Source organism: Paenibacillus humicola, assembly GCF_028826105.1.
GTDB lineage: Bacteria > Bacillota > Bacilli > Paenibacillales > Paenibacillaceae > Paenibacillus_Z > Paenibacillus_Z humicola.
In genome coordinates this window covers 524,751-542,403 of the sequence record NZ_JAQGPL010000001.1, presented here as the reverse complement: position 1 = coordinate 542,403, position 17,653 = coordinate 524,751, and the positions used below count along the sequence as shown (strand labels likewise).

The following is a 17,653-nucleotide window of genomic DNA, read 5'->3' as shown; positions in this document are numbered from 1 at the left end:
AAATGTTAGGGGATGCTGTCGAAATTTCCCTCCATTTGTTCCGTTAACGCGGCGAGCATCGGGTCCATGACAATGCGGACACAGGCCGCCGCCGTTTGCACGGCAGCCAGCTGAAATCCGGAGTCCTGAGCCTTCAGCAGCGATTCGAGCTGATCGGCCATAGCCGCCAGCTCCCCGGCCGACAAGTTGCCCGCCGCGCCCTTCAGCGTATGCGCCATGCGGCGCGCCAGGGCAAAATCGCCGTCCTCCAGCGCCTCCTGCAGCCGATCGCTGAAATCGGCGTAATCGCGGACGAACAGCTTTAGCATGTGATTCAAAATGTCCCGCTTCCCGTTCACCCTCTCCAGCGCCGCCGATTCGTTGATTCCCGGCACCGTGAGCGCATACCGTTCCTCGTGCGCCATAATCGGGTCGTAAGCGGCCCGGGCGGCGGCCTCCATCTCCGTCACCGCGCGGCGGTCCGCCCCGGAATGAATCCATTTGGCGATCATGCCGCGCAGCTGCTCGGGCTGGATCGGTTTGGTCAGCACGTCGTTCATTCCGAGCAGTCTGTAACGGTCGTGGTCCGTGCGGATCACATTAGCCGTCAGCGCAATAATCGGCAGCTTGTCGAATTCCGCCTCCTGCCGGATCACTCGGACCGCCTCGTCCCCGTCCATTTCCGGCATATGAATGTCCATCAAAACGAGATCCCACGCCTGCTCCCGCAGCTTCTCCAGCACCTGGGTTCCCGTCTCGGCCACCTCGACGGAATACCCCCATTCACGCAGCAGCTCGACCGCCACCAGCTGGTTGATTTTGTTGTCCTCCGCCAATAAGACGGCGCCTTTGACCGCGGCCGGCTCCTCCGCCGTGGCCGATACCTCCGTCGCGGCCCCGAAAACTTCGGCGGGAGCCCCAAGCACGGCTTCCATCGCCTGATAAAGCGACATGCGGTCGGCAGGCTTGACGACGATCGCATCCGGCCGGTCCGCCTCGGGCAGCTTCAGCAGCTCCTCCCGGCCGTAAGCCGTCGTCAGCGCGATCGTGTGGACGCCTGCGCGAAGCGCTGTCTCATGCATCTCGCGCCACGTTTCCTCGCCGTACATGTCCGGCATTTCGAAATCAAGCAGCACCGCATCGGGCCGCGCGCCGACGCCGACCCGGCCAAGCCGCTCGAGCGCCATCTTCCAAGACGGCAGCGGAATCGGCGAGAAGCCCATTCGCTCCAGCTCGGCGCACAGCAGGGAGCTCATAAGCGGGTAATCCTCGACAATCCATACCGTCCCCTCGGCGCCGATTCGCCGGCGTCCCTCAGGCGCAGGCGCTGCGATCGCGAACGGGATCGTAAAGCGGAAGACGCTGCCTTCCTTCGGCCGGCTCTCCACCACGACGGTACCGCCCATCATTTCAACGAGGCTCTTCACGATGACAAGACCGAGTCCGGTTCCCCCGTATTTGCGGCTCGTTTCGCCGTCCGCCTGCACGAACGGCTTGAACAGCCTGCCGAGCTGCTCCGCGGTCATGCCGATTCCCGTATCCTCCACGATAAACGATACCTCACAGCCGTCCTGCCCGGCTTCGCCGCCGAGCTCCACCTTCAGCCTGACGTGGCCGTGCTCGGTAAATTTAACGGCGTTAATGCACAAATTAAGCAGCACCTGCTCGAGCCGCAGCGGATCGCCGACAAGCAGCGCAGGCAGGGACGGGGGCGTCTCGATCATAAATTCGAACCGCTCCTTGCCGCCGACGAACACGCCGAGCAGGTCGGCGATTTTATGAAGCAGCAGCTCGAGGTCGAACGGCGCCTCGCTCAGCTCGATTTTGCCGGCTTCGACCTTGGCGAAATCGAGAATGTCGTTAATGATGCCGAGCAGCGCTTCGGAGGATGCCCGGGCTTTATTCAAATAGTCCTGCTGGAGGACGTTCAGCTCCGTCTTCTGCAGAAGACCCGTCAAACCGATGATGCCGGCGAGCGGCGTGCGGATTTCGTGGCTCATCCTCGCCAGAAAGTGGCTCTTCGCCGTGTTCGCGTCCTCGGCTTCCCGCTTCGCCTGCTCGAGCTCCGCCAGCACCCTTTTCTGCTCCGTAATGTCGCGGGCGATGCAGGAATAGAACGTTTCGCCGGAATGGCCGTGGCGATGCACGACGACGATTTTGGACACATGGATGACATCTCCGTCCATGGTCGTCAGCCGCTCCTCACGTTCCCAGTAGCCGCGTTCGCTGTCGTCCGCGACACCCCGCAGCAGCTGCGCGGATAGCCCTCCCGGAACCAGCTCCGGCAGCGGCCCTCCGGAGCCCTCTGCGATGCCGAGCATCGCCCGCCCCGCGGGATTCAAATAAAGCAGCCGCCCCTGCTCGTCGAACGAAGCGATCAAATCCTTGGCCGCTTCCATTACCTCAAGCTGCTGGTTGCGCAGCTTCTCGACCTGCTTCTGCTTTGTAATGTCCCGAACGATCGCCGTCGCTCCGGAAAATTTGCCGCCGGCATCGCGAATGCCGTTGGAGCTGTGCGATACCTGCACCCGGCTCCCATCCTTGCGCACGTACGTCCATTCCCGCTCGTAGGAGAACTGCTCCCGGCGCAGCTCGCGAAACACCGACAGATCGGGTTTTATTTGACGCCGCGCCCGTATGCTCTGACGCCTGGCCTCCGCCTCCAGCTCCTCGGGGGCGATGAAGAGGAGCGCGTCGGCCTTGCCGACCACTTCCTCCTGCGAATAGCCGAGCAGCTTCTCGGCCGTCCGGCTGAAGTAGACGACCCGGTAATTCTCGTCATATACGATGAACGAAAACATATTTTGATTGATAATCGCTTCCATTCGGCCGAACATGGCCTTCAGCTGCTGGCGCATGACGTTGACCGAATGCGACAGCTGGGCAAGCTCGTCCCCGCCTTCCTCGGGCAGTACGCCGTTGTCGAAACGGCCGGCGGCCGCTTCCTCCGTCGCACTCAGCACCCGCTTGATTCTGGCGGTCGCCCGCCCCGTCAGCACGTAGAACAGCGCGAACATCAGCACCTCGGCCAGCGCGATCGTCGCGACGGTCCTCCACTTGAGGGCGACAAGCGGCTCTTCGATCGACCGGAGCGGAATATGCAGCGCAATATGCCAGGGCGTGCCCCGGACCGCGTCGTAATAGACGACGGAGCCGCCGTCGCCGGTCAACTCGCTGTAGCCCTCTTCCTCGGCCGTCATGCGAGCGGCTACACCGCGCAGCGGCGATCCGGCGTCCGCAAGCGTCTTTCCGATCGCCGGATTGCCGCTCGAACCTCCGATGATGCGGCCTTCCTGCGCATATAAATAGACCGTATCGTCGCCGCTGACATGGAAATTCAAATAGCCGCGGCTCAGCCTCTCCGTCGGCACGGCCGCATCGACCAAGCCGATCACATCGTCGTCCGAGCCGTAAACCGGCACCCGTATCGCAATGACGCTTTCGTTCGTCTCCGGATTCACGATCGGGTCGGTGACGATCGTATGGCCTTCGAGCGCCTCGCGGAAGGTCGGATCGCCTGCAAGATTGACCACGCTGCCGTTGCTCAGCTTGACCTCGCCGTCCGGATCCGCGAACCCGATCGTTTTGAAGGGCGAGTCCGGCGAAAAGGTTTCCATTTTGAAATAATCCAGCCGCTCCCGCTCCGTGCCTTTCCGCACGACGTCGGTCCGGCTCATGACCTCGATTTCGGCGCGGATCGTGCCGATCCACGACGACAAGCTGGCGGCGCTGTTCTGAACCTTCGTATACGCCTTGTCCTTCAACGCGTCCATGATGGTCCGCTTGGCCGCGTCGTAATTGCCGTAGCCGACCAGCGACAGCGCGGCAACCGTAATCAAGGCGACGAGTGCAAGCGCCTTCGTACGAAGCGATAGGGTGCTCATCCGATTCCTCCAAAACCGCTTATGGTAAATCTATTATACCTTTCCGGGAAAACGCTTCATAGATGACCGGCGGCGCATTCCGTTTATCATGAAAATGGTTGACGACATAAAAAACACGCAAAAAAGCCGTTCCCGCAAGCCGTCGCGATGACTTGGGAACAGCTTTTCTGCTGCCGGGGGCGGAACCGGCGGCCGGACGTCCGGCATGCCAGTTGTCATATGGCCGTTCGCCTTCGATTCGCGTTTTTGGCCGGCCTCAGCGTCTGCCCGCTCTCCGCGAACTCGCGAAAAATCGCCGGATCCCGCAGGGCGATCCGCTCCCGGGCGTCGACGCATGCCGAATCGAAATTTGCATAACTTTCCCGGGGACGAGTTTAAACCTTGCAGCCCCAACAAAAATCGCTCGCTTAACGCGGTACCCGGCCTTATACGCGAATGTCGATACGACCGCCCAGATGCGGCTGCGCGCTGCGCTCCAGCATCTGAACCATCGCCGCGCCCTGCTGCTTCATGCCGCCCAGCCCCTTCGCCAGCAGGGCGATGCCGGCCTGCTGCTGTACACCGGCCATCGCCATTCCGGTCGACACTGCGCTCAAGCTCATGACGTCCACATTTCCACCTCCCCGCTTTCTTTTACGCTATCGGCAGTTTTCCGTCAGCGCTTTAGCGCCGGGGCCGCATGTGATATGCTTGTCCTAAAACGTTCCGTTACCGGCCTAAGGAGGACAATGGCATGAGCCGCTATGAAGTACTGAAACACGAAGATACATATACGCTGTACACGCTGACCGACGCCGAAACCGATTCGTCCGTTACGGTTTGCCCGGAGCGGGGAGCGATAGCGACCGGCTGCCGCCTGTTTGGCACAGAGCTTTTTTATCTCGACCGCGAAACCTTTCTGGATCCCGAGGCCAACGTCCGCGGAGGCAACCCGGTGCTGTTCCCGATTTGCGGGCAGCTGGAGGACGGGCGGTATGAGTGGGAAGGCGCGGCCTATTCGATGCGCAACCACGGGGTGGCGCGCAACCGCCCTTGGGAAACCGTCTCGACGTCGGCCGACGGAGAAGCTTCCGTCACGGTCAGACTGCGGAGCGACGAAGGGACACGGGCGGAGTACCCGTTCGATTTCGAGCTGCTGTTCACGTTCGCGCTGAAGGACGGCAGGCTGCATATCCGCCAAACCTACAAAAATCTGTCGGAGCGCCCCATGCCTTATTACGCCGGTTTCCACCCCTACTTCAAATCCGACTCGAAGCGAATCCCGTTTCGTACTGACGCAACACGGTATCTGGACTATAACGACCACGTCGTCAAGCCCGTCCCGGCGGACGGCTCCATTGATTTGAACGGCCTGAAGGAATCGGTCGCGCTGCTGGACGCCCGTGAACGCCGGATCGCTTTTCCCGGACCGGACGGAATCACCATTGAGATGAGCTACAGCGACGCCTTCAAATACGTCGTGCTGTGGCAGGTGAACGGCAAGCCGTTCGTCTGCGTCGAGCCGTGGATGGCGCTGACCGGCGAGCTGAACCGCAACGACGAGCTGCCGATGCTGGAAGCGGGGCCATCCGCCGAGCTGGAGCTGACCATCGGCTGCCGGCGGGACTGACATGGAATCACGCGGAGGGCGGGATTGCCACGGCATCGCTGCCGGCGGGACTCAACACGGCATCGCTGCGGGAGGAATTGACGCGGCAGCCCGCTGGGGACGAAACTAAACGCGCCGCCCGCTGCGGGCGGCATGAAGAAGGGACCGGGAATACGACGCCTGCGGCAGGCGTTTCCCGGTCCCTTGCTTTGTCCTGTTCGGCTTGCCTAGCGGCAAACGATCACGTGCCGCTCAAACCGGCCCTTGCGCGCGACGGCGCGGTCGATAACCGTGAAGCCCGCCTGCTCCAGCTCGCTCAGGCTTGGCTCTGCCGCCACGATTACGGCGCGCCGCCTCGCCAGCCGGCGGGCGCTTCGCAGCATCGCAAGGCGCTCGCCGGCGGGCAGCACCGAGCACAAATTATAGGGCAAATCGACGACCGCCGCGTCGTATTCACCTTCAAGCTCGCGCATATCGGCCAGCCGCACGACGTCCGGCATGCCGAAATGCGCCAAATTGGCCCGCGCGCCCCTGACCGCGAGCGGGTTGATGTCGAAGCCCGCGCAATCGATGCCCATCGACAGCGCTTCGATGACGACCGTGCCGATGCCGCAGCACGGGTCGACGAGGCGGACGCCCCCGATATGCGGCGCCGCAATGTTGACGAGCGCGCGGGCCGTTCGCGTGCCGAGCGCGGTCGAATACGGCTGCGGCTTGGCGTTGTGCTTCAGCCACTCCGCTTCGCCGCGCGCGTAAGCGCCGAGCATCCACCGGCCTCCCGCGCAGACGCCGCCGTACTGCCGCTCCGGACGGCGCATCTCCGCTTTACCGTGCACGCGCCAGCCGACGAGCCGCTCGATTTCACGCCGCCGCTCATACGGGAAACGGTCGTCCGTTTCCATAAAGACGACCTTGAACGTACGCCCTCCGGTATCGATCGCCGCCGCCCGCTCCGTCAGACGTTCCAGGTCGGCCGCTTCCGCGAACACGGTCAGCTTTCCGCGAATGAACGGACTGCGGCCCGGGTCGATGTCCCGGGCGCCCTCCACATATCCGCCGCGCGGTTCGCTGCCGAACAGCGCCCGCATTTCCAGACGGCAAAGCTCCGCCTCGTCCTCATGGCAGGCGACCGCATAGACGCATTCCGTCATTCGCCGGCCGTCCCCGGGCTTACGTACGTGCGGAATACGATATCCTGATTGTAATTCCCGAAGTCTTCGCCATAAAGGGTCACGCCGCCGACATGCGCCGCATCCTCCGGAACGGCAAAGCGCAGCAGCCAATCGTTGCGCATCATGACGATGTCCCCGAGCTTCACGTCCGACAGCCGCTGGCCGTCGATGAACGTTCCCTGGGGCGTGACGCGGATCATTTTCAGCCAGCCGTATTGGTTCGTGCCCTCGTTCCACCAGGAAGGCGTAAGCGCCCCCTGCCCTTCGCCCGAATCGCCGGGGCTTGTCCAGACGCCGAGCAGCGTGTCGTTCAAATAGAAATGGATATCCGACGGCCAGTCGGCCCGGATGCCGGGCGCCTCGGAGCCGATCTCGCATGTGATCTCGATTTCCGCTAGCTTCTCGCCCTGCAGCACATAATTCGGGATCCGGTACTCCACGAAACCGTGCCCGAACCATAAAATTTTCGCATGCATCCGTTCGGGCTCCAGAAAATAACGGGGATCGTCGAATTGCCCGATAATTTTCTCCGCCGTCGCCAGTCCGCAGGTCGGGTGCACCTCGAAACGGGTGTAATGTCCGACGGGGATCGAGACTTCCCGAAAAGCGCGCTGCGCCGCCGTTTCCTGGGGAATGGACAGCTCGACCTTCGCGACGGCGACCCGGCACATCTTGTGCGTGCCGCCGCCCTTGCGGACCAGTTCGGTGCGAATCAGCCCGCCCCGCTCCAGCTTCTTCGTATGCATCGTCACGATGGCGCTGCTGAGGCCGGTTGCCGCTGCCAGCTCCTTCACGTTCATGGCGCGCTCCGCGAGCAGCTCCAGCATCCGCAGCCGGACCTCGCTCGCGAGCGCCTCATAAAGCGGGAGCCATTTTCGATCCGTTGTCGCTCGTATCATCTGATTTGCAGTACCTCCGTTTTACTTGCTTCACGATTAATCATCATATTAATTGTTTGAATGCCGAAATAAAAGCTTGAATTTCCGAAAGCGCTGTTGTTTAATTATTTCTGTAAAGAGTATTTTTATTATTAACCGGTTAATATATTTATTATTCTATCATGAGGTGATGAAAGTGTCTAACAAGGCAAGCATGATCGTTGACAAGGATTTTACGGTGGGTAAGGTGGACAAGCGTCTCTACGGCTCGTTTATCGAGCATCTCGGCCGCGCCGTTTACGGCGGCATATACGAACCGGGCCATGAGCAGGCCGACGAGCAGGGCTTCCGCACGGATGTGCTGGAACTGGTCAAGGGGATCGACGTGCCGATCGTTCGCTATCCCGGGGGCAATTTCGTCTCGGGCTATAACTGGGAGGACGGCGTCGGGCCGGCGGAAGAGCGCCCGGCCAGACTCGAGCTGGCGTGGCGGACGACCGAGCCGAACCTGTTCGGCACTAACGAGTTTATGGATTGGTGCCGCAAGGCGGGGACCGAACCGATGATGGCGGTCAATCTGGGCACCCGCGGCCCGGACGAAGCGCGCGAGCTGATCGAGTATACGAACCACGCTTCCGGCTCCTATTACAGCGACCTGCGCATCAAGCACGGCTACCGCGAACCGCATCGTATCAAAACGTGGTGCCTCGGCAACGAAATGGACGGCCCGTGGCAGATCGGCGCCAAAACCGCGCACGAATACGGCCGTGTCGCCGCGGAGACGGCCAAGGTCATGCGGTGGGTCGATCCGTCGATCGAGCTGGTGGCCTGCGGCAGCTCCAGTCTGAACATGGCGACGTTCCCCGAGTGGGAGTCGACCGTGCTCGATCTCACCTACAACCATGTCGATTTTATTTCGCTGCACCAATATTACGGCAACCGCGACAACGATTCGGCGAATTTCCTCGCCCAGTCCGTCGGGATGGACAAATTCATCCACACCGTCATTTCGACGGCCGACTACGTCCAGGCGAAGAAGCGCGGCAAGAAGAAAATCAACCTGAGCTTCGATGAATGGAACGTCTGGTATCACTCCAACGATCAGGACCGGAAGCTCGATCCGTGGACCGTCGCGCCGCCGCAGCTCGAGGACATTTACAACCACGAGGACGCGCTGCTGGTCGGCTGCATGCTCATCAGCATGCTGAAACGGGCCGATCGCGTGAAAATGGCGTGCATGGCCCAGCTCGTCAACGTCATCGCGCCGATCATGACCGCAAACGGAGGCCCGGCCTGGAAGCAGACGATTTATTATCCGTATATGCATGCCAGCCGGTTCGGCCGCGGCACCGTCCTTGTGCCGCTCGTCAAATCGCCGAAATACGACGCCAAGGATTACACCGACGTGCCGTATCTCGAATCGGTCGCCGTTCATAACGAAGAGGCGGGCGAGGTCACGATTTTCGCGGTCAACCGTCATCTGTCCGAGCCGCTGCCGTTCGAGATCGATCTCCGCAGCTTCGGCGGCTTCCGCCTGGTGGAGCACATCGTGCTCGAGCACGAAGATCTGAAGGCGGCGAATACGATCGACGCGCCGGACCGCGTCAAGCCGCACGGAGGCGGCAGCGCGGCGGTGGCGGACGACGGACGGATTGAAGCGCAGCTCGGCAAAGCGTCGTGGAACGTCATCCGTTTGAAGCTGGCTTAACGAAACACGCGGAAACCCGAAGAAACGCCCGAAATCGTCATGATTTCGGGCGTTTAATTTTAATATGAAGGAATATTAAAATCCTTTTTCCATCCATTATATTCCAGCCAGTCATACAAGCTCTTCGACTTGAAAAAGTAAGAACGATCATGAACGGTCACTTCGATAACATTTTCAATATAACGCGTTTCAAATTTTGGAGACCCGAATAAAGACCCTTTTTCCCAGATGTAATTGGCGGGGGACAGATCGTACCGATCGCCGTTCTTCGTTTGAAGCTCCAGTGAGGAATACAGAAGTCCGCAGCCGGAGGAAAAGGTATCATGCGGTTTCGAAATCTTCACGGACAAAGGCTGTGCGTCCTTTAACCATGCCCATGTTTGTTCGGCTATTTTCGGAGGATTCTTCGGGCTATAAACACCGGTGGCACAACCGCCGCTAAGCAGCGATTCGGATTGAATGCCTTGAACAGCCGGAAACTCAAGCAGCGGCTGATGTAAGAGCGATATTCTCGGTGAAGGGGTCGGGACCAGTACCCGAATGACATACACAGCTGCTCCAATCAGCAGTATCGCGCCGATTACGGAGAAAATTTTCAGCTCTCGATGTAAATTTTCATACATAATCATCGCCTCCGACAATCTCGTGATCCCCTGCATAACGAGAACCAGAAAGCCGCTCTTTTAAAAAGAGACCTAAACAGGCCCATTCACATCCATAATATAATCTTCTAGCTGAACTAAATATACCATCCCAACGGGCAAAAGATTACGCCAAATTTGAAAAAGCTGCCTGCCCGGCAGCTTTTTTCGTTTGGCGCTACTGCGTAATTCCTGAGCGCCGGCTTCGAATATCATCCGTTCCCTGCACCCTCTGAAGATTGGCCAGATAGGAAATCCTCAGCGACTCGCCCAAGGCAAATAAGGAAGCGCTGAACAGCACGGAATCTTTGAGCAGGAACTGCCCCGGTTTGCCCGAGAGCGCCGGAAAGCCAAGACCTGACTGGAATACCCCCGGCGTAGAGAAAAGGAAGCTCATCGTCACAATAAATAAAATGCAAGAGAGGCACGCTCCGACAACCGACAGCTTGACGGAAACAAAGCGGCCGAGCAGAAGCAGACCAATCAGAATTTCCAGGACACCGAGTAAATCGGCGAACGTTCGAATCGAAAAAATGCTGTAGGTCCAGCTTAGCAGCGGACTGTTGCTGACCAGCAGCGAAACGTTGTTCGCTTCATAGAAATAAAATTTACAGCCGCCAATCCAGAGGTAGACAAGTGCCAGCGTAATATATAAAAGCTTCGCTCCGACAGACTCCAATACGGATTTGTGACCTTCTACCGCCTTAATCATGAATGATTCCTCCTTTAAATCGCCTGTCTCATCTTCAGGTTGATCCCCCCGATAATAGAAGCTTATCTATTTTTGTTTAGAAACGGCCTCGCCGTCCCCCTCCTTCTCGCGTTCCGCCTTTTGCCTGGATTGCCGCGCTGGCGTGCCGCAGTGTCCAACGTCCTCTTCTCCTTTCCTTTCGTTAAGCTGTACCTGGCTGGTGCCAAACACACCGCCGTTCCGTTTGAGCTCATTCTCCTGCTTGTGCATCGGCGGCTTCCAATTATACGAATGAACGGCGTAACTTCACGCTGACACCTCCTCGCAGAAACAGATATAACCAGCGTATCCTAAATTCTTACAATGTTCTGTAAAATACATTACAGACGCAGACCGGGCGGCATGTTACAGTAAAAAAAGCTTTCAGGGGAAGGGGAACCGAATTCCCTGTTCTCGGCAAGAGATCGTTTGGATCCGCCATGATGAACATTCAATTCTATTAAAAAGGAGCTCATGAAACGATGAAGATACTCGTCCTGGGAGGAACCGCATTTTTCGGACGCCGTTTGGTTCGTTTATTGCTTGAGGAAGGTCACGATGTGACCGTTGCGACAAGGGGGCAGACACCGGACGACTTTGGGGATGCCGTGACCCGAATTCGGGTGGACCGGGCGGACCGGGATGCGATGATCGAAGCGTTTGACGGCCAAGTTTATGACGTGGTCTACGATCAAATTTGCTTCAACCCCGTTGAAGCGAAAATCGCTTGCGACGCTTTTGGCAATCGCGTTCAACGATATATTTTCACGTCCAGTATGGCGGTTTATCCGGATCAAGAGACCGAAATTACCGAAAAAGATTTCTTGCCGGAAGCGTATCGCTACGATTTGGAAGCCGGGCAATATTCCTATGTGGAGGGTAAGCGCCAAGCCGAGGCTTACTTTTTCCAGAACGCGGTCTTTCCTGTTGCTGCGGTTCGTGTCGCCATGGTCGTTTCGGGAACCGACGATTATACCGGCCGTTTCGATTTTTACGTGAAGCATGTCGCCGAACAGCAGTCGATTGGCGTGTTTGACGCCGAACACCCGATTTCGTATGTGACGTCATGGGACGCGGCCGAATTCCTTCGCTTCATCGGAACGAAATCCGATTTTGCCGGGCCTGTCAATGCCGCCAACAGCGGCCACTTAAGCATTCGCGAGCTCTGCCGCCATATAGGCGGCGTCTTGAATAAAGAGCCCAAGTTTCATATTGGACGGCAGGAAGACGGGAACTTGTCTCCTTATGCGCTGTTCGCCTGCACCTGGAAGCTGTCGAATGCCAAGGCGGCCTCCTTGGGATACGATTTCCAGCCCATTACGCAGGTGATTCCGTCGATGGTCAATGAAAGCTTAGCCCGGTTAAAGTTAAACGGGTGAAAACATATACACGGCCTTTAATTAAAGAGGGGCGGCCGCGCGGCTGCCCTTCCTCAGTTGAAGAACATAACCGATTCACCGGCATTGCGAATGGGAACGGCCGCTAGGCCGTGCGTTCTTTTCGGCGATAGGCGTAGTAGTCCAACAGATGATAGACAACGAAAAGCAAAAGCGTGAAGGAAAGCTACCTTTCAAATAACAAAAAAACAGCCCTTCAAGGACTGATTTTTCTTCGACATACGTATTTGCGGAGCAACTTATCTTAATCGGCCAGAGCGCGGTTGATGTTCGCTTTTGCTTCAATAATTAACCTTTCATCTTTATCGTCAACGGCCTGCAGCAAAATCAAAACGGGAATAAAAATGGCGATCAGTCGAGCCAATAGCTTCGTTTCTTCATCGACATCTCCATACTCCCGGAAAAAATCAGAACGAGCATCCGGAGGTAAAAAGCTGTATGCAACACTTAAATCACAGGCAGGATGCCCGATATTGATATCTCCCCAGTCGATGATTCCTGAAACTCGTCCTTTCTCGTCTACCAGCATATTTTTAAAATGAAGGTCTCCATGAAGAAACACAAACTTTTGTTTCACGGTTTCAGTTTGGAGCTGTTTCAAATAATTCGAGATGGCACGATATTCTTCATCACGAAAGTGATTCGCCAGGCGGAAAATAAAAACTTTCATTTTTTCCTTCCGCGCCGCAATATCAGTCAGATTCCGATGGTCATATCGAACGCCTTTTTCCTTGGCAACCGACACCGGGTATGAATGTAAGCTTTTCAAAAATTGTGCCAGCGCTTTTGCGGATAAGGAACGCTCCCTGTCAGTCAATCCAATCGGAGACTCTCCGGATAAATAGCGATAGCCCAGGAAAGGTGCAGGATAATCATCGTTCTTTTCACCAAAAAAGACCGGTATCGGGTAAGCGATGGAAAGGACATTTCGAAGCTCGGGCAGTATCCTTCCTTCTATTCTTAAAGAATGGACTGCAGCTTCCCTCCTTGGAAAACGAAAGACATATTCGTCCCCGACAAGAAAAACCGTGTTATCCCAGCCATGTCCTAATTTTTGTATGCGTTTCGAAGCCAGCTGCGGAAACTGGCCGCGGATTAATTGACGAGCCAAATGTTCGGATACTTCCCATTCTGCATCCCATTGATTCGAGCTCCCCATCGCCCTTTGTCGCCTCCTGCAAAAATGCTAACCACGCCAATCCGTTCAAAAACCCCGCTTCTTCAGCCACGCCTCGCAAAGCTCGGTCCAAGGCTTGATGCTTGGGTGCTCTTTCGCGAGCCCCAATCCATGCTTACCGCTTTCAAAAAGGTGCATTTCGAACGGCACTTTTTGTTCGTCTAAAGCGGCGGCAAACAGCAGATTGTGCTTGACGGGCACTTTCTCATCGTTGGCCGTCATCCACAGAAATGCGGGCGGCGTTTCCGGCGTAACGTGCTTCTCGTTCGACAGCTCGAGCCGCAAACCTTCAGCTGCGTCCTCGCCCAGCAGGTGTTTATTGTGGGGAAACTCGATCATCGAAATACCCGCGTAGCAGAGCACCATGAGATCCGGCCTGGAGCTTTCCCGCTCGATAGGATCCTCGGCTTGCGGATCTCCAAAATCGTAACGGGTTCCGGCGGTAGCCGCCAGATGCCCTCCCGCGGAAAAACCGAGGATACCGATCCGGTTCGGATCGAGATTCCATTCTTCTGCCCGGGCACGAAGCAAGCGGATGGTCCGCTGCGCATCCATGAACGGACACGGATGCCGATAGGGCGCCACCCGGTAGTGCAAAACGACGGCCGACAGGCCAATTTCGTTCAGCCAGTTTGCAATGGTTTCTCCTTCCTTCGGTTCCGCCAAATGATTATAGCCTCCGCCGGGACATACAATGATGCATGAATTCGGCTGCCCCCGGTCCACCAGATAGGGAGTGATGGACGGCCCCTCTGCAGGATTGCTTCCTTCCGCAAGCGGCGCACCCTTTTCCCAAAGCAAAATAGACATCAAATCACGCTCCGTTCCCCTTCGAATCGCTTCCATCAGTAAACCTTTCTCCAATAGTATAAATCATTTCCAACAAATGAACAGAAGTGTTTGAATCTGCCAAATGCCGGTTAAATACCGTTTATGGGAGGTGGAATACATACATATGTCACTAAGAAGAATGGGTACGGGAAGACGATTTATTTTATTGGCCGCCATTCTCCTCTGCTCGGCGTTGATGGTCCCGCTCACGGCCAGCGCGGCCTATTACAACACCTACACCACCGTCGCGAAGCTCAACAATGCAAACGGCTGTTACGCCGCAGAGGGTTTTGCCGTAGGATCGACCTATGTCTATTCCGTAAAAATCAACAGCGATAATACGAAAGCCGTCATTTACCGCACCAAGATGAGCGACGGAACCACGACGCTGATGAAAAACGGCGATAATGGGAAAACCTACGCTACTTACCTCGGTCATGCGAATGATGTGGTGCTCAGCAAAATCGGCGGAAAATATTATATGTTCGTCGTCACCCTGAACTCCGGCAGCATGAGTCTCGTGAAGCTGAAATATACAGGAACGACCTACTATAAAGTCAGTCATTACACCATTAAATATACGGGTGCGGACAAAGCCATGTCGGGCGTCAAAATCACCGGCAAAGACGGGAGCAAAATCGATTTTCTCTTTAAATCGGGACGAACGTTATACAGAGGAACGCTCCCTCTGACCGCAAACAGCGGCACGATTACTGTAACCAAGGCATTTTCCCTCAACATCGCAGATGCGCGGGTTAACGGCAAAACCGTACCTGACATCAGCTCGTATGCCTTCCAGGGTTTCGGCTATCATAACAACACCATCTATGTTCCGCTGACCTACAAAAACATCAGCCTTATTCTTGTTTATCGCCATATCTCTACGGCCTCGGGCACCGTCGATGCAGACGATAATCTGTCCTTCCGCATTACATCGTCGGCATACCCGAATCTTTTTGAAGTTGAGAGCGTCGGTATCGGCAATGAGGGCCGGCTCTGGTTCAACACCAATCGAAGGACAAAGCCGGGCGATACCGCTCATGACGGCGTGCATTATTTCAACGGGTACAGCGTGTAGATCAAATCCGTCATGGGAGGTACATGCCCGAGCTGTCTGCCTATCGATACAATCTGTCCTTTATGGTGGAATTCATGGGTGATGGTATGGGTAAACATATATAACGGCGTTCTTGGTTCAGGCTCATCCTGCCACGGAATTTCCACAATGACCGGGACATCCCATTTTCCTTCATAGGTGTGAATGAACCGGTCGACCAGCGTATCAATTTCTCTGAAAATGGTACGAACGGCACCGACTTCAGGCTGAGGGGGAATTTCATTCCATTCGGTGAGCTGCAATCCTTGTCTGCCGATCCAATTCAGGTAGCAATAGGAAACATGAACTAATAAATCACACATGGAGGTTCCGCCGAACGAGTCGAGCCGACGGACATAATCTGCGTAGGGGATCGACTCGCAATAAGAAAATAAAGCTTCTCTCGTACGCTTAATGCAGCTGTACTGTTCCATTAACACGTTCACTCGCAGCACCCTTCCGTTATGTCGGTTTCGGTCATTCTACAACCTAATTTATCATAAAGCGGCCTGCTGCGTTTCTTTTCATTTGCGAATGTTGCGAATTCCACAGTCCTATTCCAAAAGCAAAAAAGGCCGCGGCAATTCCGCGGCCAATCTTTACATATAGAAATCAGATCGGATGATTGTCATACTCAATGCGCACATAGACGATAACCTTCTTGTCCGGACTATAATCTTGGAGGGTATGTCCCTTAACCTTCCATACTGCAGTGCTGCCGGCGGGAACCCATGCACTGCCGGACTCGGTACCATCCGGTTTTACATTCGTTGGAAGCGAGGAGTAGGAGCCATTATCCACCGTCTCCACACGAAGGTCATAATTCTCTCCGTCAGGAGAAATCATGGAGACATTAACGTTCGCATGGTACCCTTCAGGGGGAGTCCACGATCCGATCAACTCTTGACCAGGAGTCGAAATGGTCCCGTTATACAACGAATATTCGTAATGATGCCAGCCGTCTGTATCCGTTTTGGTATCGGTAAGCTGGAAAGAGCCGGTAGCCGTATAGGGTGCAGTAGTGAACTCGATTGTTTTTCTCTCGCTTTGGTTGCCGTCGGTATCGACGGCGATGAGTGAATAAGAATAGTGCGAATCCGGAGACAGCCCCGTCACTTCATAGCTGTTCGCGTCCCCGTTCAAGGTAGCCAGCAGCTCGTAGTATACGTTGTATACCAAATACTTTTCTACACTTGTTTGATGATCCTCAGCCGGCTGCCAGTTCAGTTGAACGCTGTTATAGGTCACATTGGTAACCGTCAGCACGTCGCCCTTAGGCCATTGCGGCGCATCAGGAAGGGCTTTCCAGGGCCCTTGAACTTGTACGGGAGTATCACGGTCTATCATGGTTCCATCGCCAAGAACGCCGCTTCCGTTATATCCCCATCCCCAAAGGGTACCATCGCTTTTCACTGCCATACAGTTGCTATAAAACGAATCGATGGCGGACACCGAATCGAGATTGCTTACTTGAACGGGCGACGAACTGTCCGTCGTAGATCCATTTCCAAGCTGGCCGAAATTATTTACTCCCCACGCCCAAACGGTTCCATCACTTTTAAGTGCAAAGCCAGTAGTGTAGCCCGCGGCTATGGCAGTCACCGAACCGAGATTGGTTACCTGCACGGGCGAATAACTGCTGGTCTTCGTTCCGTTGCCGAGTTCGCCGGAGTAATTTCTTCCCCACGCCCAAACGGTTCCGTCGCTTTTGAGCGCCAAGCTATGCGAACTGCCTGAAGCAATGGCAGTCACCGAGTCGAGATGGGGTACCTGCACAGGGGAAGAATGGTTGGTCTTAGTTCCATCGCCAAGCTCGCCGTCCCCATTTATTCCCCACGCCCAGACGGTTCCGTCGTTTTTAAGCGCCAAGACATGCGAATCGCCCGCAGCAACGTCAATCACTGAACCGAGACCCTGTATCTGAACAGGAACGTTACGATCTGTTGTGCTTCCATCGCCTAGCTGACCCCATGTATTCAGTCCCCACGACCATACGGTTCCATCGCTCTTAACCGCCAAACTATATTCATTCCCTGCTGCTATGGCGACCACGGAGCTCAGATTGTGGACTTGAACGGGGGAAGAGCTTCTACTACTCCCCTCCGGAGTTCCATCGCCCAGTTCACCGTAAAAATTTTCTCCCCACGCCCAGACGGTTCCGTCGCTTTTGAGTGCCAAGCTATGCGATCCGCCCGCAGCTATGGCCGTCACCGAGTCGAGACCTTGCACTTGAACCGGTGTCGTACCTCCTTCAGTTGCACTTCCATAACCCAATTGGCCATATGCATTGTTCCCCCATGCCCAAACCGTTCCGTCCCGTTTTAAAGCGAGCGTGTGACCACCTCCTGCTGAAACCATCGTTATCCCCGGACTTGGACTATCCGGTGCCTCCGCGGAACCGGAGCCGGCGGCGGCGGCCTGAACAGGCACAAGCAGCGTCAGCAGCAGAATTCCGCAAACCCAGAGCGTAAACCGTTGTTTCATCAATCTTCCTCCCATTGTTTAAAAGATATTTTTTGTTCCGGAAAGAGACGATCGACTTGGTTTCGTATTATGTATCGATTTGATTTGC

The 17,653-nt window shown here is 56.1% G+C and carries 14 protein-coding genes; 4 read left to right on the top strand and 10 right to left on the bottom strand.

The window, feature by feature from the left end:
- Positions 1–5: 5 nt before the first annotated feature.
- Together PD282_RS02545 and PD282_RS02540 are read right to left on the bottom strand one after the other, a co-directional pair.
- A complete protein-coding gene (locus PD282_RS02545) occupies positions 6–3,863 on the bottom strand; it encodes a response regulator (protein ID WP_274648826.1) in 3,858 nt (1,285 codons plus the stop codon).
- 425 nt (positions 3,864–4,288) lie between these two features.
- Positions 4,289–4,465 carry a YjfB family protein gene (locus tag PD282_RS02540; RefSeq protein WP_274648825.1) on the bottom strand — a complete coding sequence of 59 codons (177 nt, stop codon included), beginning with the start codon at positions 4,463–4,465 and terminating at the stop codon, positions 4,289–4,291.
- A 131-nt stretch (positions 4,466–4,596) separates the two neighbouring features.
- On the opposite strand from PD282_RS02540, the gene PD282_RS02535 reads away from it, so the two are divergent.
- Positions 4,597–5,472: an aldose epimerase family protein gene (locus PD282_RS02535; protein ID WP_274648824.1), complete on the top strand. Its 876-nt coding sequence runs from the start codon at positions 4,597–4,599 to the stop codon at positions 5,470–5,472.
- 206 nt (positions 5,473–5,678) lie between these two features.
- Here the strand turns inward: PD282_RS02535 and PD282_RS02530 are convergent, their stop codons facing one another.
- Positions 5,679–6,602: a TRM11 family SAM-dependent methyltransferase gene (locus PD282_RS02530; RefSeq protein WP_274648823.1), complete on the bottom strand. Its 924-nt coding sequence runs from the start codon at positions 6,600–6,602 to the stop codon at positions 5,679–5,681.
- Positions 6,599–7,522, bottom strand: a complete 924-nt coding sequence (locus tag PD282_RS02525; protein WP_274648822.1) for an ArsR/SmtB family transcription factor — start codon at positions 7,520–7,522, stop codon at positions 6,599–6,601. The genes PD282_RS02530 and PD282_RS02525 overlap by 4 nt, the downstream gene beginning before the upstream one ends.
- Positions 7,523–7,691: 169 nt before the next feature.
- Here PD282_RS02525 and arfA point away from each other — a divergent pair, with 169 nt between their 5' ends.
- A complete protein-coding gene (gene arfA, locus PD282_RS02520) occupies positions 7,692–9,209 on the top strand; it encodes an arabinosylfuranosidase ArfA (RefSeq protein WP_420832265.1) in 1,518 nt (505 codons plus the stop codon).
- A 59-nt stretch (positions 9,210–9,268) separates the two neighbouring features.
- On the opposite strand, the gene PD282_RS02515 is transcribed toward arfA, so the two are convergent.
- A complete protein-coding gene (locus tag PD282_RS02515) occupies positions 9,269–9,832 on the bottom strand; it encodes a hypothetical protein (RefSeq protein ID WP_274648821.1) in 564 nt (187 codons plus the stop codon).
- Positions 9,833–10,028: 196 nt separating this feature from the next.
- Positions 10,029–10,562, bottom strand: a complete 534-nt coding sequence (locus tag PD282_RS02510; RefSeq protein WP_274648820.1) for a DUF417 family protein — start codon at positions 10,560–10,562, stop codon at positions 10,029–10,031.
- A 500-nt stretch (positions 10,563–11,062) separates the two neighbouring features.
- Here PD282_RS02510 and PD282_RS02505 point away from each other — a divergent pair, with 500 nt between their 5' ends.
- Positions 11,063–11,959 (top strand): NAD-dependent epimerase/dehydratase family protein, encoded by an 897-nt coding sequence (locus PD282_RS02505; RefSeq protein ID WP_274648819.1) that lies wholly within the window; start codon positions 11,063–11,065, stop codon positions 11,957–11,959.
- 262 nt (positions 11,960–12,221) lie between these two features.
- Here PD282_RS02505 and PD282_RS02500 read toward each other — a convergent pair whose 3' ends face one another.
- Entirely contained in the window at positions 12,222–13,136 is a 915-nt protein-coding gene (locus PD282_RS02500) for an aminoglycoside phosphotransferase family protein (protein WP_274648818.1), read from the bottom strand.
- A gap of 45 nt (positions 13,137–13,181) precedes the next feature.
- The gene (locus tag PD282_RS02495; RefSeq protein ID WP_274648817.1) at positions 13,182–13,964 is read right to left on the bottom strand and encodes an alpha/beta hydrolase; all 783 of its coding nucleotides are present in this window, start codon (positions 13,962–13,964) and stop codon (positions 13,182–13,184) included.
- A 145-nt stretch (positions 13,965–14,109) separates the two neighbouring features.
- Between PD282_RS02495 and PD282_RS02490 the strand changes: the two genes are divergently transcribed.
- Positions 14,110–15,063, top strand: a complete 954-nt coding sequence (locus PD282_RS02490; RefSeq protein ID WP_274648816.1) for a hypothetical protein — start codon at positions 14,110–14,112, stop codon at positions 15,061–15,063.
- Here the strand turns inward: PD282_RS02490 and PD282_RS02485 are convergent.
- Positions 15,039–15,527, bottom strand: a complete 489-nt coding sequence (locus PD282_RS02485) for a DinB family protein (protein WP_274648815.1) — start codon at positions 15,525–15,527, stop codon at positions 15,039–15,041. The genes PD282_RS02490 and PD282_RS02485 overlap by 25 nt on opposite strands.
- A 166-nt stretch (positions 15,528–15,693) precedes the next feature.
- Positions 15,694–17,565 carry an RCC1 domain-containing protein gene (locus PD282_RS02480; protein WP_274648814.1) on the bottom strand — a complete coding sequence of 624 codons (1,872 nt, stop codon included), beginning with the start codon at positions 17,563–17,565 and terminating at the stop codon, positions 15,694–15,696.
- Positions 17,566–17,653: the final 88 nt, after the last annotated feature.